Raw genomic sequence first — 22,210 nt, 5'->3', positions numbered from 1 at the left:
GGAGTATTTATTAACCATGAAGAAAAAAATCTTAGCCTCGCTTTTATTAAGTACAGTAATGGTTTCCCAGGCAGCAGTATTGACGACTGCCCATGCAGAAACGACTGATGACAAAATTGCTGCTCAAGATAATAAAATTAGTAACTTAACAGCACAACAAGAAGAAGCACAAAAACAAGTTGATCAAATTCAGGAGCAAGTATCTGCTATTCAAGCAGAGCAATCTAACTTGCAATCTGAAAATGATAGATTACAAGCAGAATCTAAGAAACTCGAGGGTGAGATTACAGAACTTTCTAAAAACATTGTTTCTCGTAACCAATCTTTGGAAAAACAAGCTCGTAGTGCTCAAACAAATGGAGCCGCAACTAGCTATATCAATACCATTGTAAACTCAAAATCAATTACAGAAGCTATTTCACGTGTTGCTGCAATGAGTGAAATCGTATCTGCTAACAACAAAATGTTGGAACAACAAAAGGCAGATAAAAAAGCAATTTCTGAGAAGCAAGTAGCAAATAATGATGCTATCAATACTGTAATTGCTAATCAACAAAAATTGGCAGATGATGCTCAAGCATTGACTACTAAACAGGCAGAACTAAAAGCTGCTGAATTGAGTCTTGCTGCTGAGAAAGCGACAGCTGAAGGGGAAAAAGCAAGTCTATTGGAACAAAAAGCAGCAGCTGAGGCAGAGGCACGTGCAGCTGCGGCAGCAGAAGCAGCTTATAAAGAAAAACAAGCTAGCCAACAACAATCAGTACTTGCTTCAGGTAATACAAACCTAACAGCACAGGTACAAGCAGTATCTGAATCTGCAGTAGCACCTGTTCAGGCTAAAGTACGTCCAACATATAACACGGATGCCTCAACTTATCCAATTGGAGAATGTACCTGGGGAGTTAAAACATTAGCACCTTGGGCTGGAGACTATTGGGGTAATGGAGCACAGTGGGCCACAAGTGCAGCAGCAGCAGGTTTCCGTACAGGTTCAACCCCTCAAGTTGGAGCAATTGCATGTTGGAACGATGGTGGATATGGACACGTAGCGGTTGTTACAGCTGTTGAATCAACAACACGTATTCAAGTATCAGAATCAAACTATGCAGGTAATCGCACACTTGGAAACCACCGTGGATGGTTTAATCCAACAACGACTTCTGAAGGTTTTGTGACATATATTTATGCAGACTAATTACAGAGGGACTCGAATAGAGCCCTCTTTTTCAGTTTTTACCAGGGACAATAACTATTAAAAATCCCATCAAAATAGCTTGAAAATATCGAAAAAGTATGGTAGAATAAAGATTGTCGTGTGAACGATAATACTCATTCTTGATGAATTGTGAAGCAGTTGCCCTTGGGTCGTTTTGCGAGTTGAAGTCAAGAAGAGGAAAAAAACAAAAAGGAGAAATACTCATGGCAGTAATTTCAATGAAACAACTTCTTGAGGCTGGTGTACACTTTGGTCACCAAACTCGTCGCTGGAACCCTAAGATGGCTAAATACATCTTTACAGAGCGTAACGGAATCCACGTTATCGACTTGCAACAAACTGTAAAATACGCTGACCAAGCATACGACTTCATGCGTGATGCAGCAGCTAACGATGCGGTTGTATTGTTCGTTGGTACTAAGAAACAAGCAGCTGATGCAGTTGCTGAAGAAGCAGTACGTTCAGGTCAATACTTCATCAACCACCGTTGGTTGGGTGGAACTCTTACAAACTGGGGAACAATCCAAAAACGTATCGCTCGTTTGAAAGAAATCAAACGTATGGAAGAAGATGGAACTTTCGAAGTTCTTCCTAAGAAAGAAGTTGCACTTCTTAACAAACAACGTGCGCGTCTTGAAAAATTCTTGGGTGGTATCGAAGATATGCCTCGTATCCCAGATGTGATGTACGTAGTTGACCCACATAAAGAGCAAATCGCTGTTAAAGAAGCTAAAAAATTGGGAATCCCAGTTGTAGCGATGGTTGACACAAACACTGATCCAGATGATATCGATGTAATCATCCCAGCTAACGATGACGCTATCCGAGCTGTTAAATTGATCACAGCTAAATTGGCTGACGCTATCATCGAAGGACGTCAAGGTGAGGATGCAGTAGCAGTTGAAGCAGAATTTGCAGCTTCAGAAACTCAAGCAGATTCAATTGAAGAAATCGTTGAAGTTGTAGAAGGTGACAACGCTTAATTTATATAAATAGTAATTACCTAGGAGGGCGGGGCTTAGCCCGGCTCTCCTATTTTTAAAAAATATAGGAGAATCAAAATGGCAGAAATTACAGCTAAACTTGTTAAAGAGTTGCGTGAAAAATCTGGTGCTGGTGTTATGGACGCTAAAAAAGCATTGGTTGAAGTGGAAGGCGATATCGAAAAAGCGATTGAATTGCTTCGTGAAAAAGGTATGGCAAAAGCAGCTAAGAAAGCTGACCGTGTTGCTGCAGAAGGTTTGACTGGTGTTTATGTTGACGGTAACATTGCAGCAGTTGTTGAAGTAAATGCTGAAACTGACTTCGTTGCGAAAAACGCTCAATTTGTTGAGTTGGTAAACGCAACAGCTAAAGCAATCGTTGAAGGAAAACCAGCTAACAACGAAGAAGCTCTTGCTTTGACTATGCCTTCAGGTGAAACTCTTGAAGCTGCATACGTATCTGCAACAGCGACTATCGGAGAAAAAATCTCATTCCGTCGCTTTGCTTTGATTGAAAAAACAGATGCACAACACTTCGGAGCATACCAACACAACGGTGGACGTATCGGTGTTATCTCTGTAATCGAAGGTGGAGACGAAGCACTTGCTAAACAAATTTCAATGCACATTGCTGCTATGAAACCAACAGTTCTTTCATACAAAGAATTGGATGAGCAATTTGTTAAAGATGAGTTGGCACAATTGAACCACGTTATCGACCAAGATAACGAAAGCCGTGCAATGGTTAACAAACCAGCTCTCCCACACTTGAAATATGGATCAAAAGCTCAATTGACTGATGATGTTATTGCTCAAGCTGAAGCTGACATCAAAGCTGAGTTGGCTGCAGAAGGCAAACCAGAAAAAATCTGGGACAAAATCATCCCAGGTAAAATGGATCGCTTCATGCTTGACAACACTAAAGTTGACCAAGCTTACACACTTCTTGCACAAGTTTACATCATGGATGACAGCAAGACAGTTGAAGCATACCTTGAATCAGTTAACGCTTCAGTAGTTGAGTTCGCTCGCTTTGAAGTTGGTGAAGGTATTGAGAAAGCTGCAAACGACTTTGAAGCTGAAGTTGCAGCTACAATGGCAGCAGCCTTGAATAACTAATTATAGAAAGGAAGTAAATTTGCTTCCTTTTTTCTATGCAGTCGATCCTTATAGGGAGAGTTTCCTATTTTCAAGGTAAAAATAAAAAGCCCTATAATAAGGGCCAATTGTATTTAGGAGACTAAACTTCAAATTCATAGAGTGCTGTAGAGAGATAACGTTCACCGTTATCTGGTGCTAGAGCAAGGACTTTTTTACCTGTACCTAATTTTTTGGCAATCTCGATGGCTCCGTAGATAGCTGCAGCTGAAGAAATCCCTACAAGGAAACCTTCTTTTCCACCAATTTCACGTCCGAGTGCAAGAGCATCATCTGATGTTACACGAACGATACCATCATAGGCTTTAGTATCAAGTGTATCAGGAATAAATCCAGCTGAGATACCTTGAATTTTGTGAGGACCAGGTTTTTCACCAGATAGAATAGCAGATTCATCTGCTTCTACTGCAAAAACTTGAATACTTGAATTTGCTGATTTGAGTGCATGAGAAACACCAGAAATTGTTCCACCGGTACCCACTCCAGCAACAAAGGCATCTAGTCCATCTTTACCGAAAGCAGCTAGTATTTCAGCTCCTGTTGTTCTTTCGTGTACCTCTGGATTTGCTGGGTTGTCAAATTGAAGAGGAAGGAAACCATCACGTTCAGCAGCGATTTCTTGAGCTTTGGCAATAGCACCCTTCATTCCTTCGCTACCAGGCGTAAGGACGAGTTCAGCACCATAGGCTTGGATGATCTTACGTCGTTCTACACTCATAGTTTCAGGCATAACGATGACGACTTTATACCCTTTAGCAGCACCTACCCATGAAAGTCCAATACCAGTGTTTCCACTTGTTGCTTCAACAATAGTAGAACCAGGTTTTAGAATACCGTCTTGTTCAGCTTTTTCAATCATGCTAAGAGCAATACGGTCTTTTACAGAAGAACCAGGGTTAAATGCTTCAAGTTTTACATAGACATCTGCAGCACCTTCTGGCACAATGTTGTTGAGTTTAACAATCGGAGTTTGACCGATTAGTTCAGTAATGTTGTTATAAATAGACATATGAATACCTCTTTGTATAAGATATTTCTAGTATAACGCTAACTATACCATTTGTAAAATATAGAAATCCTATCGGAGCGATAGGATTTTTTTATATCATAGGTCTAAGCCATTAATTTTAAGAGATTGTGTTAGGCTAATTCTAGTAAATAGGTGTAAAGGAGAACGCTATCCATTTTCTTTTTGAATTGCTTCATTTTCTAGTATATTTTGGTACGCATCTTTTTATTTTGCTAATTAAAGTAGCGGTGGAAATATCAGTGAAACACTGTATTATCCATTGTTTACACTAAGTTTACAGGAACTTCAACTTCTCGTAAACCTTGATCAGTTAAAGTGACTTTTCCATTAAAAAACTCCACAAGTGCAGATTTAATAGTTTCTTTTTCTTCTTTATCAACATAAATCATCGTATCGACTTGATCTGTAAAGTTTGTATCCAGCTCCATGAGATTATGTTCTTTAAGAAAGTTACTGTACTCTTGGTACTGAGCATAAGACATTTGAATAGCAATGCCAGCCTGTTCTTTTATTTCAATAATACCAATTTCTTTGACAGATAAGGCAACACTGCCGGCGTAAGCACGAATGAGTCCTCCAGCGCCTAGTTTAATACCACCAAAGTAGCGTGTCACGACCACACAGACATTGGTGAGATTGTGATTTTCTAGTACCCCAAGCATGGGAACACCAGCAGTGCCACTAGGCTCACCATCATCACTTGTCCGTTTAATTTCACTACGTTCCCCAATAATAAATGCAGAGCAGTTATGCGTCGCTTTGTAGTGTTCTTTTTTGATGGCAGTAATGAAGTCACGAGCCTCTTCTTCGCTATAAACACGCTTGGCATGACAGATAAAGCGGGATTTTTTGATTTCTTCTTGGACTTGACCGTCCTCTTTAATTGTTCTAAATTCCATGATTTAATTGTACTAAAAAATCATCTAAAGCGCTAGGTTTTTACGAATAAAGAAGTATGAAAGTAAATCCAAATTATCTCGGTCGTTTGTTTACTGAGAATGAATTAACTAAAGAGGAACGTCAGTTGGCAGAGAAACTTCCAGCAATGAGAAAGGAGAAAGGGAAACTTTTCTGTCAACGTTGTGATAGTGCTATTTTAGATGAATGGTATTTGCCCATCGGTGCTTACTATTGTAGGGAGTGTTTACTGATGAATCGAGTCAGGAGTGATCAAGCTTTATACTATTTTCCGCAGGAGGATTTTCTGAAGCAAGATGTTCTTAAATGGCGTGGTCAATTAACCCCTTTTCAAGAGAAGGTATCAGAGGGACTGATTCGAGCAGTAGTCAAGCAGGAGCCAACCTTAGTTCATGCGGTAACAGGAGCTGGAAAGACAGAAATGATTTATCAAGTAGTAGCTAAAGTGATCAATGCGGGTGGTGCAGTATGCTTGGCTAGTCCTCGCATAGATGTTTGTTTGGAGCTGTACAAGCGCCTGCAAGATGATTTTGCTTGCGAGATATCTTTACTACACGGAGAATCAGAGCCGTATTTTCGAACACCACTAGTTGTTGCGACGACCCATCAGTTATTGAAATTTTATCAAGCTTTTGATTTGCTGATAGTGGATGAAGTAGATGCTTTTCCTTATGTTGACAATCCCACGCTTTACCACGCTGTCAAGAATAGTGTAAAGGAGAATGGATTGAGAATCTTTTTAACAGCGACTTCGACCGATGAGTTAGATAGGAAGGTTCGCATAGGAGAACTAAAACGATTGAGTTTGCCAAGACGGTTTCATGGAAATCCGTTGATTATTCCTAAACCTGTCTGGTTATCGGATTTTAATCACTGTTTAGAGAAAAATCGGTTGTCACCAAAGTTAAAGTCCTATATTGAGAAGCAGAGAAAGACAGCTTATCCGTTACTCATTTTTGCTTCAGAAATTAAGAAAGGGGAGCAGTTAAAAGAAATCTTACAGGAGCAATTTCCAAATGAGAAAATTGGATTTGTATCTTCTGTAACAGAGGATAGATTAGAGCAGGTACAAGCATTTCGAGATGGAGAACTGACAATACTTATCAGTACGACGATATTGGAGCGTGGAGTTACTTTTCCTTGCGTGGATGTTTTCGTAGTAGAGGCCAACCATCGTTTGTTTACCAAGTCTAGTTTAATACAGATTGGTGGACGAGTTGGACGAAGTATGGATAGACCGACAGGAGATTTGCTTTTCTTCCATGATGGGTTAAATGCTTCAATCAAGAAGGTAATTATGGAAATTCAGATGATGAATAAGGAGGCTGGTCTATGAAGTGCTTGTTATGTGGGCAGACTATGAAGACTGTTTTAACTTTTAGTAGTCTCTTACTTCTGAGGAATGATGATTCTTGTCTTTGTTCAGACTGTGATTTTACTTTTGAAAGAATTGGGGAAGAGAACTGTCCAAACTGTATGAAAACAAGCTTGTCAACGAAGTGTCAAGATTGTCAACTTTGGTGTAAAGAAGGAGTTGAAGTCAGTCATAGAGCGATTTTTACTTACAATCAAGCTATGAAGGATTTTTTCAGTCGGTATAAGTTTGATGGAGACTTCCTGTTAAGAAAAGTTTTCGCTTCATTTTTAAGTGCGGAGTTAAAAAAGTACAAAGAGTATAGATTTGTCGTAATTCCCCTAAGTCCTGAAAGATTGCTTGACAGAGGATTTAATCAGGTTGAGGGCTTGGTAGAGGCAGCAGGTTTTTCGTATCTGGATTTACTAGGGAAAAGAGAAGAGAGAGCCAGTTCTTCTAAAAATCGTTCAGAGCGCTTGGGGACAGAACTTCCTTTCTTTATTAAAAGTGGAGTCCGCATTCCTAAGAAAATCCTACTTATAGATGATATTTATACTACAGGAACAACTATAAATCGTGTGAAGAAACTGCTGGAAGAAGCTGGTGCTGAGGATGTAAAAACATTTTCCCTTGTAAGATGAGGAAAAAATTTGCAAAAATAGAATGAAAGCGTTATAATAAAATCATAAAAACAAAAATGTTTAGAAAGAAGGTACTCATATGATTAAATATAGTATCCGTGGTGAAAACCTAGAAGTAACAGAAGCAATTCGTGATTATGTAGTTTCTAAACTCGAAAAGATCGAAAAGTACTTCCAGCCAGAACAAGAGTTGGATGCCCGAATTAACTTAAAAGTTTATCGTGAAAAAACAGCTAAAGTGGAAGTAACGATTCCGCTTGGATCTATTACTCTCCGCGCAGAAGATGTGTCTCAAGATATGTATGGTTCAATTGACCTTGTAACTGATAAAATTGAACGTCAGATTCGTAAAAACAAAACAAAAATCGAGCGTAAAAATAAAAATAAGGTAGCAACTAGTCAATTATTTACAGATGCTTTGGTGGAAGATTCAAATGTTGTCCAGTCTAAAGTTGTTCGTTCAAAACAAATTGATTTAAAACCAATGGATTTGGAAGAAGCTATTCTACAGATGGATTTGTTGGGACATGATTTCTTTATCTATGTGGATGTTGAAGATCAGACAACCAATGTGATTTATCGTCGTGAGGATGGCGAGATTGGCTTGTTAGAAGTTAAAGAATCTTAATTTCAATATGTGTAAAGGTAGGTTTACTGAATTGTAAACCTCCTTTTTCTTATAATTGATAGAATTACTGATTACACTTTTAAAAAGTCGCTTTTTGAGGGGTATTATGGTATAATGGGTGCCAAGAGGTTTGGAATGAAAAAATTTTATGTAAGTCCAATTTTTCCTATTCTAGTAGGATTGATTGCGTTTGGAGTCTTATCCACTTTCATTATTTTTGTTAATAATAATCTGTTGACGCTTTTAATTTTGTTTCTTTTTGTAGGAGGCTATGTTTTTTTATTTAAGAAACTGAGAGTGCATTATACAAGGAGTGAAGTAGAACAAATCCAGTATGTAAACCACCAAGCGGAAGAAAGTTTGACAGCTCTATTGGAACAGATGCCTGTAGGTGTTATGAAATTGAATTTATCTTCTGGAGAGGTTGAGTGGTTTAATCCCTATGCTGAATTGATTTTGACCAAGGAAGATGGCGATTTTGATTTGGAAGCTGTTCAAACGATTATCAAGGCTTCAGTAGGAAATCCGTCTACTTATGCCAAACTGGGTGAGAAGCGTTATGCTGTTCATATGGATGCTTCTTCCGGTGTTTTGTATTTTGTAGATGTATCCAGGGAGCAAGCCATAACAGATGAATTAGTAACGAGTCGACCAGTGATTGGAGTTGTATCTGTGGATAATTATGATGATTTGGAGGATGCAACTTCTGAGTCAGATATTAGTCAAATCAATAGTTTTGTAGCTAATTTTATATCAGAGTTTTCAGAAAAATACATGATGTTTTCTCGTCGGGTAAGTATGGATCGATTTTATCTATTTACTGACTACACGGTGCTTGAGGGCTTGATGAATGATAAATTTTCTGTTATTGATGCTTTCAGAGAAGAGTCGAAACAGAGACAGTTGCCCTTGACCTTAAGTATGGGATTTTCTTATGGCGATGGAAATCATGATGAAATAGGGAAAGTTGCTTTGCTCAACTTGAATTTGGCTGAAGTACGTGGTGGCGACCAGGTGGTTGTCAAGGAGAATGATGAAACGAAAAATCCAGTCTACTTTGGCGGTGGGTCGGCTGCGTCCATCAAGCGCACTCGTACCCGTACTCGATCAATGATGACAGCCATATCTGATAAGATTCGTAGTGTGGATCAAGTGTTTGTAGTTGGGCATAGAAATTTAGATATGGATGCCTTGGGCTCTGCTGTAGGTATGCAGTTGTTCGCCAGCAATGTGATTGAAAATAGCTATGCTCTTTATGATGAAGAACAAATGTCTCCAGATATTGAACGAGCTGTTTCATTCTTAGAAAAAGAAGGAGTTACGAAGTTGTTGTCTGTTAAGGATGCAATGGGGATGGTAACCAATCGTTCTTTGTTGATTCTTGTAGACCATTCAAAGACAGCTTTAACTTTATCGAAAGAATTTTATGATTTATTTACACAGACCATCGTTATTGATCACCATAGAAGGGATCAGGATTTTCCAGATAATGCGGTCATTACTTATATCGAAAGTGGTGCAAGCAGTGCCAGTGAGTTGGTAACGGAATTGATTCAGTTCCAGAATTCTAAGAAAAATCGTTTGAGTCGTATGCAAGCAAGCGTCTTGATGGCTGGTATGATGCTGGATACTAAAAATTTCACCTCACGAGTGACTAGTCGGACATTTGATGTTGCTAGCTATCTCAGAACGCGCGGAAGCGATAGTATTGCTATCCAAGAAATCGCTGCGACAGATTTTGAAGAATATCGTGAGGTCAATGAACTGATTTTACAGGGGCGTAAATTAGGTTCAGATGTACTAATAGCAGAGGCTAAGAACACGAAATGCTATGACACAGTTGTTATTAGTAAGGCAGCAGATGCCATGTTAGCTATGTCAGGTATTGAAGCGAGTTTTGTCCTTGCGAAAAATACACAAGGCTTTATATCCATCTCAGCTCGGAGTCGTAGTAAACTGAATGTACAACGGATTATGGAAGAGTTAGGCGGTGGGGGCCACTTTAATTTAGCTGCAGCTCAAATTAAGGATTTAACCTTGTCAGAAGCAGGTGAAAAACTGACAGAAATTGTATTAAATGAAATAAAGGAAAAGGAGAAAGATGAATGAAAGTAATCTTTTTAGCAGATGTTAAAGGAAAAGGTAAAAAAGGCGAAATTAAGGAAGTACCAACAGGGTATGCACAAAACTTTCTTATCAAAAAGAATCTAGCCAAAGAAGCGACTGCTCAAGCGGTAGGTGAGCTTCGTGGTAAACAAAAATCCGAAGAGAAAGCCCACGCTGAGATGATTGCAGAAGCAAAAGCAATTAAAGCCCAACTTGAATCAGAGGAAACTATTGTAGAATTTGTTGAAAAGGTTGGTCCAGATGGCCGTACCTTTGGTTCTATTACCAATAAGAAGATTGCAGAAGAATTGCAAAAGCAATTTGGAATTAAGATTGATAAACGTCATATTCAAGTACAAGCTCCGATTCGAGCAGTTGGTTTGATTGATGTACCAGTGAAAATCTATCAAGATATCACAAGTGTAATCAACCTTCGTGTGAAAGAAGGATAAGTTTACACCTTCTTGACAAGATTGTAAAAGGAAGGGAAGTCTGATGGCAGAAGTAGAAGAGTTACGAGTACAACCTCAAGATATCTTAGCTGAGCAATCCGTTTTAGGGGCTATCTTTATTGATGAGAGTAAGCTTGTTTTTGTGCGAGAATACATTGAGTCTCGGGACTTTTTTAAGTATGCCCATCGTTTGATTTTCCAAGCTATGGTTGATTTATCCGATCGTGGTGATGCTATAGATGCAACAACGGTTCGTACCATTCTTGATAATCAAGGTGATTTGCAGAATATTGGTGGCCTGTCTTACCTAGTTGAGATTGTCAATTCTGTGCCCACTTCTGCTAATGCGGAGTATTATGCTAAAATCGTTGCAGAAAAAGCAATGCTACGTCGTTTAATTGCCAAGTTGACAGAGTCTGTCAACCAAGCTTACGAGGCTTCACAACCAGCTGATGAAATCATTGCTCAGGCAGAAAAAGGCCTGATTGATGTCAGCGAAAATGCTAATCGAAGTGGATTTAAGAACATTCGAGATGTGTTGAATGTCAACTTTGGAAATCTGGAAGCTCGCTCGCAACAAACGACCGATATTACAGGTATTGCGACAGGCTATCGTGATTTAGATCATATGACGACTGGTCTGCATGAAGAGGAGTTGATTATCTTAGCAGCTCGTCCGGCGGTTGGTAAGACAGCCTTTGCCTTGAATATCGCTCAGAACATTGGGACTAAGTTGGACAAAACGGTTGCTATTTTTTCACTGGAAATGGGTGCGGAAAGTCTAGTGGATCGTATGTTGGCGGCAGAAGGTTTGGTGGAATCCCATTCTATCCGTACAGGTCAATTGACCGATGAGGAGTGGCAAAAGTATACCATTGCTCAAGGGAATCTAGCTAATGCAAGTATCTATATCGATGATACGCCAGGGATTCGGATTACGGAAATTCGTTCTCGTTCTCGTAAACTGGCTCAAGAAACTGGGAATCTTGGTTTGATTTTGATAGATTACTTGCAGCTTATCACGGGAACTGGGCGAGAAAACCGCCAACAAGAAGTTTCAGAAATTTCACGTCAGTTGAAAATTTTAGCTAAGGAACTGAAGGTTCCAGTAATCGCTCTTAGTCAGCTTTCTCGTGGGGTAGAACAACGTCAGGATAAGAGACCGGTCTTGTCTGATATTCGTGAATCTGGGTCTATTGAGCAGGACGCTGATATCGTAGCCTTTCTTTATCGCGACGATTACTATGAGCGTGGTGGTGAAGAAGAGGAAGGCATCCCAAATAATAAGGTAGAAGTTATTATCGAGAAAAACCGTAGTGGAGCTCGTGGAACGGTGGAATTAATTTTCCAAAAAGAATACAATAAATTTTCAAGTATCTCAAAGAGGGAGGCATAAGATGTCAGATGCATTTACAGATGTAGCCAAGATGAAAAAAATCAAAGAAGAAATCAAGGCACATGAGGGACAAGTCGTAGAAATGACTTTGGAGAATGGTCGTAAGCGCCAAAAAAATAGATTGGGTAAGCTAATTGAGGTTTATCCATCCCTATTTATTGTGGAATTTGGGAATGTGGAAGGAGATAAACAAGCTAATGTTTACGTTGAATCCTTTACTTACTCAGATATCCTTACTGAAAAGAATTTGATTCATTATCTGGACTAAAGTGAGAAATTTTCTCACTTTTTCTTTTTTCTCCGAATAGTTTAAGTGAAGGCAATCTTCGATTTATATTATTTTTCAAGGAGGAAGAATGAAAATTTTACCGTGTATAGCAAGAGGGACAAGTTATTACTTGAAGATGTCAGTTAAAAAGCTTGTTCCTTTTTTAGTAGTAGGATTGATGTTAGCAGCGAGTGATAGTGTCTATGCCTATTCTGGAGGGAATGGGTCGATTGCGCGTGGGGATGATTATCCTGCTTACTATAAAAATGGGAGTCAGGAAATTGATCAGTGGCGCATGTACTCTCGTCAGTGTACTTCATTTGCAGCCTTTCGCTTGAGTAGTGTCAATGGTTTTGAGATTCCAAGGGCTTATGGAAATGCGAATGAATGGGGGCATCGTGCTCGTCGTGAAGGCTATCGTGTAGATAATACACCGACGATTGGCTCTATTGCTTGGTCTACTGCAGGAACTTATGGGCATGTTGCCTGGGTGTCAAATGTAATGGGAGATCAGATTGAGATCGAGGAATATAACTATGGTTATACAGAAGCCTATAATAAACGAAGTATAAAAGCAAATATGATGACAGGATTTATTCATTTTAAAGATTTGGCTGGGGGTAATGTAGTAAGTAGTGGCAAAGTATTCAATAGTCAACCTTCTTCTACAGGAGGAACTCATTATTTTAAGAATAAGGTAGCTATAAAAAATCAACCTTTAGTTAGTGCAACTTCAATTGCATATTATTCTCCAGGTGAGAGTGTTCATTATGATCAGGTACTTGAAAAAGATGGGTACAAGTGGTTGAGTTATACTGCCTATAATGGAAGCTATCGTTATGTTCAATTGGAGGCTGTGAATAAAAATCCTCTAGGTAATTCTGTTCTTTCTTCAACCGGTGGAACTCATTATTTCAAGTCTAAGTCTGCTATAAAAAATCAGCCATTAGCTAGTGCAACTGCGATTGATTACTATTATCCTGGGGAGAATGTTCATTATGATCAAATTCTCGAAAAAGATGGCTACAAGTGGTTGAGTTATACGGCTTATAATGGAAGTCGTCGCTATATCCAGCTAGAGGGAGTGGTTTCTTCACAGAATTATCAGAACCAATCAGGAAATAGCTCTAGCTATGGATCCAATAGTAGTTCAGCTGTTGGTTGGAAGAAGATAAATGGTAGTTGGTATCATTTCAAATCAAATGGTTCTAAATCAACGGGATGGCAGAAAGATGGAGCTAGCTGGTATTATTTGAAATCATCTGGTGAAATGCAGACAGGCTGGTTAAAGGAAAATGGCTCGTGGTATTATCTGGATAGTTCAGGGGCAATGAAAACAGGCTGGTATCAAGTTTTTGGTAAGTGGTATTATTCTTACTCTTCAGGTGCCTTAGCTGTTAATACGACGGTGGATGGCTACAGAGTAAACAGTGATGGAGAACGAGTATAGAAAATTGGAGTAGGAAATTTTTCCTGCTCTTTTCTGTAAGCAGTTTCCTTGACATTTTTCTTATTTTGCGCTATCATATATCTATATAATATATGGGAGTCTGTGTACAGTCTGAGAGGAAGTGTTAAACTTCGACCGCACCTGATCTGGGTAATGCCAGCGTAGGGAACGATACTTAGTCTATTCTTGACCTTTTCCATATATGGTAAAGGTTTTTCTTTTTGTCAAAGGAAAACGAGAAGAGGAGGTTTTTATGAAAGCAAGCATTGCCTTGCAAGTTTTACCCCTAGCACAGGGGATTGATCGGATAGCTGTTATCGATCAGGTCATTGCTTATCTGCAAGTTCAAGAAGTGACCATGGTGGTGACACCATTTGAAACGGTCTTGGAAGGGGAGTTTGATGAGCTTATGCGCATTCTAAAAGAAGCGCTGGAAGTGGCAGGGCAGGAGGCAGATAATGTCTTTGCCAATGTCAAAATAAATGTAGGAGAGATTTTAAGTATTGATGAGAAACTTGAAAAGTATACTGAGACGACACATTAGTCTATTGGGCTTTCTGGGAGTCTTGTCAATCTGGCAGTTAGCAGGTTTTCTTAAACTTCTCCCCAAGTTTATCCTGCCGACACCTCTTGAAATTCTCCAGTCCTTTGTTCGTGACAGAGAATTTCTCTGGCACCATAGCTGGGCGACCTTGAGAGTGGCTTTATTGGGACTGATTTTGGGAGTCTTGATTGCCTGTCTCATGGCTGTACTTATGGATAGTTTAACTTGGCTCAATGACCTGATTTACCCTATGATGGTGGTTGTTCAGACCATTCCGACCATTGCCATAGCTCCTATCTTGGTCTTGTGGCTAGGTTATGGGATTCTGCCCAAGATTGTCTTGATTATTTTGACGACAACTTTTCCTATCATCGTCAGTATTTTGGACGGTTTTAGGCATTGTGACAAGGATATGCTGACCTTGTTTAGTTTGATGCGGGCCAAGCCTTGGCAAATCCTGTGGCATTTTAAAATTCCAGTCAGCCTGCCTTACTTTTATGCAGGTCTGAGGGTCAGTGTCTCCTACGCCTTTATCACAACAGTGGTATCTGAGTGGTTGGGAGGCTTTGAAGGACTAGGTGTCTACATGATTCAGTCCAAGAAACTGTTTCAGTATGATACCATGTTCGCGATTATTATTCTGGTATCGATTATCAGTCTTCTGGGTATGAAGTTGGTCGATATCAGTGAAAAATATGTTATTAAATGGAAACGTTCGTAGAATTAGAATGTTTCAAAAAGAAAAGAGGAAATCAAAATGAAAAAAACATGGAAAGTGTTTTTAACGCTTGTAACAGCTTTTGTAGCTGTTGTGCTTGTGGCCTGTGGCCAAGGAACTGCTTCTAAGGATAATAAGGAAGCAGAACTTAAGAAGATTGACTTTATCCTAGACTGGACACCAAATACCAACCACACAGGGCTTTATGTTGCCAAGGAAAAAGGTTATTTCAAAGAAGCTGGAGTCGATGTTGATTTGAAATTGCCACCAGAAGAAAGCTCATCTGACTTGGTTATCAATGGTAAGGCACCATTTGCAGTGTATTTCCAAGACTACATGGCTAAAAAATTGGAAAAAGGAGCAGGAATCACTGCCGTTGCAGCTATCGTAGAACACAATACATCAGGAATCATCTCTCGTAAATCTGATAATGTAAGCAGTCCAAAGGACTTGGTTGGTAAGAAATACGGAACTTGGAATGACCCAACTGAACTTGCTATGTTGAAAACATTGGTAGAGTCACAAGGTGGGGACTTTGATAAAGTCGAAAAAGTACCAAACAACGATTCAAACTCAATCACACCGATTGCCAATGGAGTATTTGACACTGCTTGGATCTACTATGGATGGGATGGAATTCTTGCCAAATCTCAAGGTGTAGATGCTAACTTTATGTACTTGAAAGACTACGTTAAAGAATTTGACTATTACTCACCAGTCATCATTGCTAACAACGACTACCTCAAAGATAACAAAGAAGAAGCACGTAAAGTCATCCAAGCTATCAAAAAAGGCTACCAATATGCCATGGAGCATCCAGAAGAAGCAGCTGACATCCTCATCAAAAATGCACCTGAACTCAAGGAAAAACGTGACTTTGTCATCGAATCTCAAAAATACTTGTCAAAAGAATACGCAAGCGACAAGGAAAAATGGGGTCAATTTGACGCAGCTCGCTGGAATGCCTTCTACAAATGGGATAAAGAAAATGGTATCCTTAAAGAAGACTTGACAGACAAAGGCTTCACCAACGAATTTGTGAAATAATGACAGAGATTAGACTAGAACACGTCAGTTATGCCTATGGTCAGGAGAGGATTTTAGAGGACATTAACCTGCAGGTGACTTCAGGTGAAGTGGTTTCTATTCTGGGTCCAAGTGGTGTAGGAAAGACCACCCTCTTTAATCTAATTGCTGGGATTTTAGAAGTTCAGTCAGGGAGAATTGTCCTTGATGGTGAAGAAAATCCCAAGGGGCGCGTGAGTTATATGTTGCAAAAGGATTTGCTCTTGGAGCATAAGACGGTGCTTGGTAATATCATCCTGCCCCTCTTGATTCAAAAAGTGGATAAGGCGGAAGCCATTGCCCGAGCGGATGAAATTCTTGCGACCTTCCAGTTGACAGCTGTACGGAACAAGTATCCTCATGAACTCAGTGGCGGGATGCGTCAGCGTGTAGCCTTGCTTCGCACCTACCTTTTCGGGCACAAGCTTTTTCTCTTAGATGAAGCCTTTAGCGCCTTGGATGAGATGACCAAGATGGAACTCCACGCTTGGTACCTTGAGATTCACAAGCAGTTGCAGCTAACGACCCTGATCATCACGCATAGTATCGAGGAGGCTCTCAGTCTCAGCGACCGCATCTATATCTTGAAAAATCGCCCTGGGCAGATTGTTTCAGAAATTAAACTAGATTGGTCTGAAGGTGAGGACAAGGAAGTCCAAAAGATTGCCTACAAACGTCAAATTTTGGCAGAATTAGGCTTAGATAAATAGAAAAATAGGGAGTTGGTGAAGATTATCCTTTACCAGCGCCCTTTTTCTTTTAAAAATGAGAAAATTTCGGTATAATAGTCAAAGATAGTCAAGGTTTAAAGAGAGAGGTGGGTTGTAATGAGATTTAAAAATACATCGGATCATATTGAGGCCTACATCAAGGCGATTTTAGATCAATCTGGTATCGTGGAGTTGCAACGTAGTCAGTTGGCAGATACCTTTCAGGTTGTCCCTAGTCAGATTAACTATGTGATCAAGACACGCTTTACTGAAAGTAGAGGCTACTTGGTTGAAAGTAAGCGTGGTGGCGGAGGCTATATTCGTATAGGACGGATTGAGTTTTCTAGTCATCATGAAATGCTCCGGGAGCTGCTTTACTCGATTGGTGAGCGAGTCAGTCAAGAAATTTATGAAGATATTCTGCAGCTTTTGGTTGAGCAGGAATTGATGACCAAGCAGGAGATGAATTTGCTGGTAGCAGTAGCTTTGGATCGCGTTCTAGGAGAAGAAGCTCCAGTCCATCGTGCAAACATGCTACGCCAGGTCATACAAGAGGTAGATAGAAAAGGGAAGTAAGATGAACTATTCAAAAGCATTGAATGAATGTATCGAGAGTGCCTACATGGTGGCTGGCCATTTTGAAGCTCGTTACCTAGAGTCTTGGCACTTGTTGATTGCCATGTCCAATCACAGTTATAGTGTGGCAGGGGCAACTTTAAATGATTATCCATATGAGATGGACCGTTTAGAAGAGGTGGCTTTGGAACTGACTGAAACGGACTATAGCCAGGATGAAACCTTTACGGAATTGCCGTTCTCCCATCGTTTGCAAGTTCTTTTTGATGAAGCAGAGTATGTAGCGTCAGTGGTCCATGCTAAGGTGCTAGGGACGGAGCACGTCCTCTATGCGATTTTGCATGATGGCAATGCCTTGGCGACTCGTATCTTGGAGAGGGTTGGTTTTTCTTATGAAGACAAGAAAGATCAGGTCAAGATTGCAGCCCTTCGTCGAAATTTAGAAGAACGAGCAGGATGGACTCGTGAAGACCTCAAGGCTCTACGCCAACGGCATCGTACAGTAGCTGACAAGCAAAATTCTATGGCCAATATGATGGGCATGCCCCAGACTCCAAGCGGTGGTCTCGAGGACTATACGCATGATTTGACAGAGCAAGCGCGTTCTGGCAAGTTAGAACCAGTCATCGGTCGGGATAAGGAAATCTCACGTATGATTCAAATCTTGAGTCGAAAGACCAAGAACAATCCTGTCTTGGTTGGGGATGCTGGTGTCGGGAAAACAGCCTTGGCGCTTGGGCTCGCTCAGCGTATTGCTAGTGGTGATGTACCTGCGGAAATGGCTAAGATGCGCGTGTTAGAGCTTGATTTGATGAACGTTGTTGCAGGGACACGCTTCCGTGGTGACTTTGAAGAACGCATGAACAATATCATAAAGGATATTGAAGAAGATGGTCAAGTTATCCTCTTTATCGATGAACTTCACACTATCATGGGTTCTGGTAGTGGAATTGACTCAACTCTGGATGCGGCCAATATCTTGAAGCCAGCCTTGGCGCGTGGAACTTTGAGAACGGTTGGTGCGACTACTCAGGAAGAATATCAAAAACATATCGAAAAAGATGCGGCCCTTTCTCGTCGTTTCGCTAAAGTGACGATTGAAGAGCCAAGTGTTGCAGATAGCATGACCATTTTGCAGGGGTTGAAGGCGACTTATGAGAAACATCACCGTGTACAAATCACAGATGAAGCGGTTGAAACAGCCGTTAAGATGGCCCATCGTTACTTAACTAGTCGTCACTTGCCAGACTCTGCTATCGATCTCTTGGATGAGGCAGCAGCAACAGTGCAAAATAAAGCAAAGCATGTAAAAGCAGACGATTCTGGCTTGAGTTCAGCTGACAAGGCCTTGATGGATGGCAAGTGGAAACAAGCAGCTCAGCTAATCGCAAAAGAAGAGGAAGTGCCTGTTTACAAAGACTTGGTGACAGAGTCTGACATTTTGACCACCTTGAGTCGCTTGTCAGGTATCCCCGTTCAAAAACTGACTCAGACTGATGCTAAGAAATACCTGAACTTGGAAGCAGAACTACACAAACGTGTCATCGGTCAAGATCAAGCAGTTTCAAGTATTAGTCGTGCCATTCGCCGCAATCAGTCAGGGATTCGTAGTCATAAGCGCCCGATTGGTTCCTTTATGTTCCTAGGACCGACAGGTGTCGGTAAGACCGAATTGGCCAAAGCTCTGGCAGAAGTTCTTTTTGACGACGAATCAGCCCTTATCCGCTTTGATATGAGTGAGTATATGGAGAAATTTGCAGCCAGCCGTCTCAACGGAGCTCCTCCAGGCTATGTGGGTTACGAAGAAGGTGGGGAGTTGACAGAGAAGGTTCGCAACAAACCCTATTCCGTTCTCCTCTTTGACGAGGTAGAGAAGGCCCATCCAGACATCTTTAATGTTCTCTTGCAGGTCTTGGATGATGGTGTCTTGACAGATAGTAAAGGACGCAAGGTTGACTTTTCAAATACCATTATCATCATGACGTCAAACCTTGGTGCAACTGCCCTTCGTGATGACAAGACAGTTGGTTTTGGGGCAAAGGACATTCGTTTTGATCAGGAGAATATGGAAAAACGCATGTTTGAAGAGCTGAAAAAAGCTTATAGACCTGAGTTTATTAACCGTATTGATGAAAAGGTGGTCTTCCATAGCCTGTCTAGCGACCATATGCAGGAAGTGGTGAAGATTATGGTCAAACCTTTAGTGGAAAGTTTGGCTGAAAAAGGCATTGACTTGAAATTACAAGCTTCCGCACTGAAATTATTGGCAAATCAAGGATATGACCCAGAGATGGGAGCTCGTCCACTTCGCAGAACATTGCAAACAGAAGTGGAAGACAAGTTGGCAGAACTTCTTCTCAAGGGAGAATTAGAGGCAGGTAGCACACTTAAGATTGGTGTTAAAGCAGGCCAGTTAAAATTTGATATTGCATAAAAGAATAAAAGTATCAGCATCTGACCATAAGTCACAGTGGAGTGAAACTCAATGAAAATCAAAAAGCAAACTAGGAAGCTAGNNTTTTGAGGTTGCAGATAGAGATGACGTGGTTTGAAGAGATTTTCGAAGAGTATGAAACTAAAACCTATAGCTTCTAAAGGATCCGTGGTTTTCACTATTCAACCCAAAATTCATATGTTTATTACCCTCCATCGTATTTGTCTTAGAGCGTGTGTAGTAGAAAAAGAGCAGTCTTATCTGAAATTTTTATTCTTTCAAAAGAGACCTGTTTCTTTTTTGCCTGTCAACCCCGTTCTAGCTTGTATTTGAAAAATCAAACTAAGTTGCAAGATGAATGATTTTCTTGTATTTACGTTGTTGTTGACAACAAGTAGCGGATAAATGAAATCCATTCCATTATCATAGATGATAGGCTGGTAGGAAATTTTCAAATAACATACAGGAAATAGATGTGTGAAGTTCCGGTAGTAGAAAGGGAGAAAGATGAACATTTTAGTTGCAGATGACGAGGAAATGATTAGAGAAGGAATTGCAGCATTTCTGACAGAAGAGGGTTATCATGTCATTATGGCTAAGGATGGACAAGAGGCCTTGGAAAAATTTCAAGATCTTCCTATCCATCTCATGGTACTGGATTTAATGATGCCTAGGAAGAGTGGTTTTGAAGTGTTAAAAGAAATCAATCAAGAGCACGATATTCCTATCATCGTCTTGAGTGCTCTGGGAGATGAAACTACTCAGTCACAGGTATTTGATCTCTATGCTGATGATCATGTGACAAAGCCTTTTTCTTTGGTACTGCTTGCCAAGCGTATTAAAGCGCTTATCAGACGTTACTACGTCATAGAGGATCTTTGGCAATATCAGGATGTAACAGTGGATTTTACCTCTTACAAAGCACATTATAAAAATGAAGAAATTGATCTCAAACCAAAGGAATTATTGGTACTAAAGTGTTTGATTCAACATAAAAATCAAGTTTTAAGTAGAGAGCAGATATTGGAAGAAATTTCAAAAGATGTAGCTGATTTACCTTGTGATAGGGTCGTTGATGTCTATATTCGTACTCTTCGTAAAAAATTGGCTTTAGATTGTATCGTGACTGTGAAAAATGTTGGGTATAAGATTAGCTTATGATAAAAAATCCTAAATTATTAACCAAGTCTTTTTTAAGAAGTTTTGCAATTCTAGGTGGTGTTGGTCTAGTCATTCATATAGCTATTTATTTGACCTTTCCTTTTTATTATATTCAGTTGGAAGGGGAAAAGTTTAATGAGAGTGCAAGAGTGTTTACGGAGTATTTAAAGACTAAGACAGCTGATGAAATTCCAAGCTTACTCCAGTCTTATTCAAAGTCCTTGACTATATCTGCTCACCTTAAAAGAGATATCTTAGATAAGCGGCTCCCTCTTGTGCATGACTTAGATATTAAAGATGGAGAGCTATCAAATTATATCGTGATGTTAGATATGCCTGTTAGTACAGCAGATGGTAAACAGGTAACGGTGCAGTTTGTGCAGGGAGTGGATATCTACAAAGAAGCAAAGAATATTTTGCTTTTGTATCTCCCCTATACATTCTTGGTTACAATTGCTTTTTCCTTTGTTTTTTCTTATTTTTATACGAAACGCTTGCTCAATCCTCTTTTTTACATTTCAGAAGTGACTAGTAAGATGCAAGATTTGGATGATAATATTCGTTTTGATGAAAGCAGAAAAGATGAAGTTGGTGAAGTTGGAAAGCAGATTAATGGTGTGTACGAGCACTTGTTGAAGGTTATTCATGAGTTGGAAAATCGCAATGAGCAAATTGTAAAATTGCAAAATCAAAAGGTTTCCTTTGTCCGTGGAGCATCACATGAATTAAAGACACCTCTAGCTACTCTCAGGATTATCTTAGAAAATATGCAATACAATGTGGGGGATTATAAGGATCATCCTAAATATCTTGAAAAGAGTATTGAGAAAATTGATCAGATGAGTTTCTTGCTAGAGGAAGTGTTGGAATCTTCTAAATTTCAAGAATGGACAGAGTGTAGTGAGATTTTAATAGTAAATACCGTTTTGACAGATGTTTTGTCTCGATATCAGGAATTGGCATTTTCTAAAAATCTTGTGATTGATAATCAGTTGACTACTGATACAAAAGTAAGGATGAGTTTGAAGGCTTTGGATAAAGTCTTGACAAATCTTATCAGTAATGCTATCAAATACTCAGATCAATCTGGCATTGTGACTATTTCTGAGCAAGATGGTTATCTTTCTATTAGGAATACATGTGCTCCGTTGAATCAGGAAGAGTTAGAACATTTATTTGATATTTTTTACCATTCACAAATTGTAACAGACAGAGAAACAGGATCAGGATTGGGTCTTTATATTGTGAAGAATATCTTAGAAAGTCATCGTATGTCCTATAGTTTCTTGCCTTATGAACAAGGGATGAAATTTAAAATCTGCTTGTTACCAGATAGTTAGCTTTTAGTGATACTCTTTTCTTACTTGAGGATAATTTAAGGAAGCATAGTTTGAATGGTAGT

At 39.7% G+C, this 22,210-nt stretch carries 21 protein-coding genes and 1 riboswitch; of the genes, 19 read left to right on the top strand and 2 right to left on the bottom strand.

The features are described from left to right. Positions 1-16: 16 nt before the first annotated feature. The 3 genes from HT725_RS02735 to tsf all read left to right on the top strand — a co-directional run bounded on the left by HT725_RS02735 (position 17) and on the right by tsf (position 3,318). Positions 17-1,195 carry a CHAP domain-containing protein gene (locus tag HT725_RS02735; protein WP_112445445.1) on the top strand — a complete coding sequence of 393 codons (1,179 nt, stop codon included), beginning with the start codon at positions 17-19 and terminating at the stop codon, positions 1,193-1,195. Positions 1,196-1,419: 224 nt separating this feature from the next. After that, a complete protein-coding gene (rpsB, locus tag HT725_RS02730; RefSeq protein WP_000268466.1) occupies positions 1,420-2,199 on the top strand; it encodes a 30S ribosomal protein S2 in 780 nt (259 codons plus the stop codon). A gap of 78 nt (positions 2,200-2,277) precedes the next feature. Beyond that, positions 2,278-3,318, top strand: a complete 1,041-nt coding sequence (gene tsf / locus HT725_RS02725; protein ID WP_000808091.1) for a translation elongation factor Ts — start codon at positions 2,278-2,280, stop codon at positions 3,316-3,318. A gap of 121 nt (positions 3,319-3,439) precedes the next feature. Here tsf and cysK read toward each other — a convergent pair whose 3' ends face one another. Continuing rightward, on the bottom strand, positions 3,440-4,366 hold the full coding sequence (gene cysK / locus HT725_RS02720) for a cysteine synthase A (protein WP_173253018.1): 927 nt from the start codon (positions 4,364-4,366) through the stop codon (positions 3,440-3,442). A gap of 284 nt (positions 4,367-4,650) precedes the next feature. Next, on the bottom strand, positions 4,651-5,286 hold the full coding sequence (locus HT725_RS02715) for a YigZ family protein (RefSeq protein ID WP_173228965.1): 636 nt from the start codon (positions 5,284-5,286) through the stop codon (positions 4,651-4,653). A 56-nt stretch (positions 5,287-5,342) separates the two neighbouring features. On the opposite strand from HT725_RS02715, the gene HT725_RS02710 reads away from it, so the two are divergent. From HT725_RS02710 to HT725_RS02635, 16 genes are all read left to right on the top strand, one after another. Next, positions 5,343-6,641: a DEAD/DEAH box helicase gene (locus tag HT725_RS02710; protein WP_173253017.1), complete on the top strand. Its 1,299-nt coding sequence runs from the start codon at positions 5,343-5,345 to the stop codon at positions 6,639-6,641. Next, entirely contained in the window at positions 6,638-7,300 is a 663-nt protein-coding gene (locus tag HT725_RS02705; protein ID WP_173253016.1) for a ComF family protein, read from the top strand. The genes HT725_RS02710 and HT725_RS02705 overlap by 4 nt, the downstream gene beginning before the upstream one ends. 79 nt (positions 7,301-7,379) lie before the next feature. Next, a complete protein-coding gene (gene raiA, locus HT725_RS02700; protein WP_050073478.1) occupies positions 7,380-7,928 on the top strand; it encodes a ribosome-associated translation inhibitor RaiA in 549 nt (182 codons plus the stop codon). 135 nt (positions 7,929-8,063) lie between these two features. Continuing rightward, complete coding sequence (locus HT725_RS02695) at positions 8,064-10,037, top strand: DHH family phosphoesterase (protein WP_173253015.1); 1,974 nt, start codon at positions 8,064-8,066, stop codon at positions 10,035-10,037. After that, positions 10,034-10,486 (top strand): 50S ribosomal protein L9, encoded by a 453-nt coding sequence (gene rplI, locus HT725_RS02690; protein ID WP_173224870.1) that lies wholly within the window; start codon positions 10,034-10,036, stop codon positions 10,484-10,486. The genes HT725_RS02695 and rplI overlap by 4 nt, the downstream gene beginning before the upstream one ends. A gap of 43 nt (positions 10,487-10,529) precedes the next feature. Then, positions 10,530-11,882, top strand: coding sequence for a replicative DNA helicase (gene dnaB / locus HT725_RS02685; protein ID WP_000852490.1), 1,353 nt, complete (start codon positions 10,530-10,532; stop codon positions 11,880-11,882). A 1-nt stretch (position 11,883) separates the two neighbouring features. Then, positions 11,884-12,150 (top strand): Veg family protein, encoded by a 267-nt coding sequence (locus HT725_RS02680; protein WP_001278169.1) that lies wholly within the window; start codon positions 11,884-11,886, stop codon positions 12,148-12,150. 88 nt (positions 12,151-12,238) lie between these two features. Next, on the top strand, positions 12,239-13,600 hold the full coding sequence (gene cbpD / locus HT725_RS02675; RefSeq protein ID WP_173253014.1) for a choline binding-anchored murein hydrolase CbpD: 1,362 nt from the start codon (positions 12,239-12,241) through the stop codon (positions 13,598-13,600). A gap of 82 nt (positions 13,601-13,682) precedes the next feature. Then, a riboswitch (TPP riboswitch) is annotated at positions 13,683-13,785 on the top strand. 68 nt (positions 13,786-13,853) lie between these two features. After that, positions 13,854-14,144: a thiamine-binding protein gene (locus HT725_RS02670; RefSeq protein ID WP_000647665.1), complete on the top strand. Its 291-nt coding sequence runs from the start codon at positions 13,854-13,856 to the stop codon at positions 14,142-14,144. Then, positions 14,107-14,865, top strand: a complete 759-nt coding sequence (locus HT725_RS02665) for an ABC transporter permease (RefSeq protein WP_001245134.1) — start codon at positions 14,107-14,109, stop codon at positions 14,863-14,865. Before HT725_RS02670 ends, HT725_RS02665 begins: the two co-directional genes overlap by 38 nt. A gap of 36 nt (positions 14,866-14,901) precedes the next feature. Further along, positions 14,902-15,909 carry an ABC transporter substrate-binding protein gene (locus HT725_RS02660; RefSeq protein WP_173253013.1) on the top strand — a complete coding sequence of 336 codons (1,008 nt, stop codon included), beginning with the start codon at positions 14,902-14,904 and terminating at the stop codon, positions 15,907-15,909. Further along, positions 15,909-16,637: an ABC transporter ATP-binding protein gene (locus HT725_RS02655; protein WP_173253012.1), complete on the top strand. Its 729-nt coding sequence runs from the start codon at positions 15,909-15,911 to the stop codon at positions 16,635-16,637. Before HT725_RS02660 ends, HT725_RS02655 begins: the two co-directional genes overlap by 1 nt. Before the next feature lie 117 nt (positions 16,638-16,754). Beyond that, positions 16,755-17,213 (top strand): CtsR family transcriptional regulator, encoded by a 459-nt coding sequence (locus HT725_RS02650; protein ID WP_173253011.1) that lies wholly within the window; start codon positions 16,755-16,757, stop codon positions 17,211-17,213. 1 nt (position 17,214) lies between these two features. Beyond that, complete coding sequence (locus tag HT725_RS02645) at positions 17,215-19,647, top strand: ATP-dependent Clp protease ATP-binding subunit (RefSeq protein WP_173253010.1); 2,433 nt, start codon at positions 17,215-17,217, stop codon at positions 19,645-19,647. A 507-nt stretch (positions 19,648-20,154) separates the two neighbouring features. Further along, complete coding sequence (gene rr06 / locus HT725_RS02640) at positions 20,155-20,808, top strand: two-component system response regulator RR06 (RefSeq protein ID WP_173253009.1); 654 nt, start codon at positions 20,155-20,157, stop codon at positions 20,806-20,808. Next, positions 20,805-22,148: a HAMP domain-containing sensor histidine kinase gene (locus tag HT725_RS02635; RefSeq protein ID WP_173253008.1), complete on the top strand. Its 1,344-nt coding sequence runs from the start codon at positions 20,805-20,807 to the stop codon at positions 22,146-22,148. Before rr06 ends, HT725_RS02635 begins: the two co-directional genes overlap by 4 nt. Positions 22,149-22,210: the final 62 nt, after the last annotated feature.

The sequence above is a fragment of the Streptococcus sp. 2579 genome (genome assembly GCF_013277195.1).
In the GTDB taxonomy this organism is placed as follows: Bacteria; Bacillota; Bacilli; order Lactobacillales; family Streptococcaceae; genus Streptococcus.
The sequence above is the reverse complement of the archived record's forward strand: the minus strand, read 5'-3'. Positions and strand labels throughout refer to the sequence as shown.

Coding starts and splice junctions, on each gene's coding strand:
- raiA (WP_050073478.1), top strand. CDS start 7,380: ATGATTAAATATAGTATCCGTGGTGAAAACCTAGAAGTAACAGAAGCA.
- HT725_RS02705 (WP_173253016.1), top strand. CDS start 6,638: ATGAAGTGCTTGTTATGTGGGCAGACTATGAAGACTGTTTTAACTTTT.
- HT725_RS02635 (WP_173253008.1), top strand. CDS start 20,805: ATGATAAAAAATCCTAAATTATTAACCAAGTCTTTTTTAAGAAGTTTT.
- HT725_RS02735 (WP_112445445.1), top strand. CDS start 17: ATGAAGAAAAAAATCTTAGCCTCGCTTTTATTAAGTACAGTAATGGTT.
- cysK (WP_173253018.1), bottom strand. CDS start 4,366: ATGTCTATTTATAACAACATTACTGAACTAATCGGTCAAACTCCGATT.
- HT725_RS02665 (WP_001245134.1), top strand. CDS start 14,107: ATGAGAAACTTGAAAAGTATACTGAGACGACACATTAGTCTATTGGGC.
- rplI (WP_173224870.1), top strand. CDS start 10,034: ATGAAAGTAATCTTTTTAGCAGATGTTAAAGGAAAAGGTAAAAAAGGC.
- HT725_RS02650 (WP_173253011.1), top strand. CDS start 16,755: ATGAGATTTAAAAATACATCGGATCATATTGAGGCCTACATCAAGGCG.
- tsf (WP_000808091.1), top strand. CDS start 2,278: ATGGCAGAAATTACAGCTAAACTTGTTAAAGAGTTGCGTGAAAAATCT.
- HT725_RS02645 (WP_173253010.1), top strand. CDS start 17,215: ATGAACTATTCAAAAGCATTGAATGAATGTATCGAGAGTGCCTACATG.
- HT725_RS02715 (WP_173228965.1), bottom strand. CDS start 5,286: ATGGAATTTAGAACAATTAAAGAGGACGGTCAAGTCCAAGAAGAAATC.
- rpsB (WP_000268466.1), top strand. CDS start 1,420: ATGGCAGTAATTTCAATGAAACAACTTCTTGAGGCTGGTGTACACTTT.
- dnaB (WP_000852490.1), top strand. CDS start 10,530: ATGGCAGAAGTAGAAGAGTTACGAGTACAACCTCAAGATATCTTAGCT.
- HT725_RS02660 (WP_173253013.1), top strand. CDS start 14,902: ATGAAAAAAACATGGAAAGTGTTTTTAACGCTTGTAACAGCTTTTGTA.
- HT725_RS02680 (WP_001278169.1), top strand. CDS start 11,884: ATGTCAGATGCATTTACAGATGTAGCCAAGATGAAAAAAATCAAAGAA.
- HT725_RS02710 (WP_173253017.1), top strand. CDS start 5,343: ATGAAAGTAAATCCAAATTATCTCGGTCGTTTGTTTACTGAGAATGAA.
- HT725_RS02670 (WP_000647665.1), top strand. CDS start 13,854: ATGAAAGCAAGCATTGCCTTGCAAGTTTTACCCCTAGCACAGGGGATT.
- HT725_RS02655 (WP_173253012.1), top strand. CDS start 15,909: ATGACAGAGATTAGACTAGAACACGTCAGTTATGCCTATGGTCAGGAG.
- cbpD (WP_173253014.1), top strand. CDS start 12,239: ATGAAAATTTTACCGTGTATAGCAAGAGGGACAAGTTATTACTTGAAG.
- HT725_RS02695 (WP_173253015.1), top strand. CDS start 8,064: ATGAAAAAATTTTATGTAAGTCCAATTTTTCCTATTCTAGTAGGATTG.
- rr06 (WP_173253009.1), top strand. CDS start 20,155: ATGAACATTTTAGTTGCAGATGACGAGGAAATGATTAGAGAAGGAATT.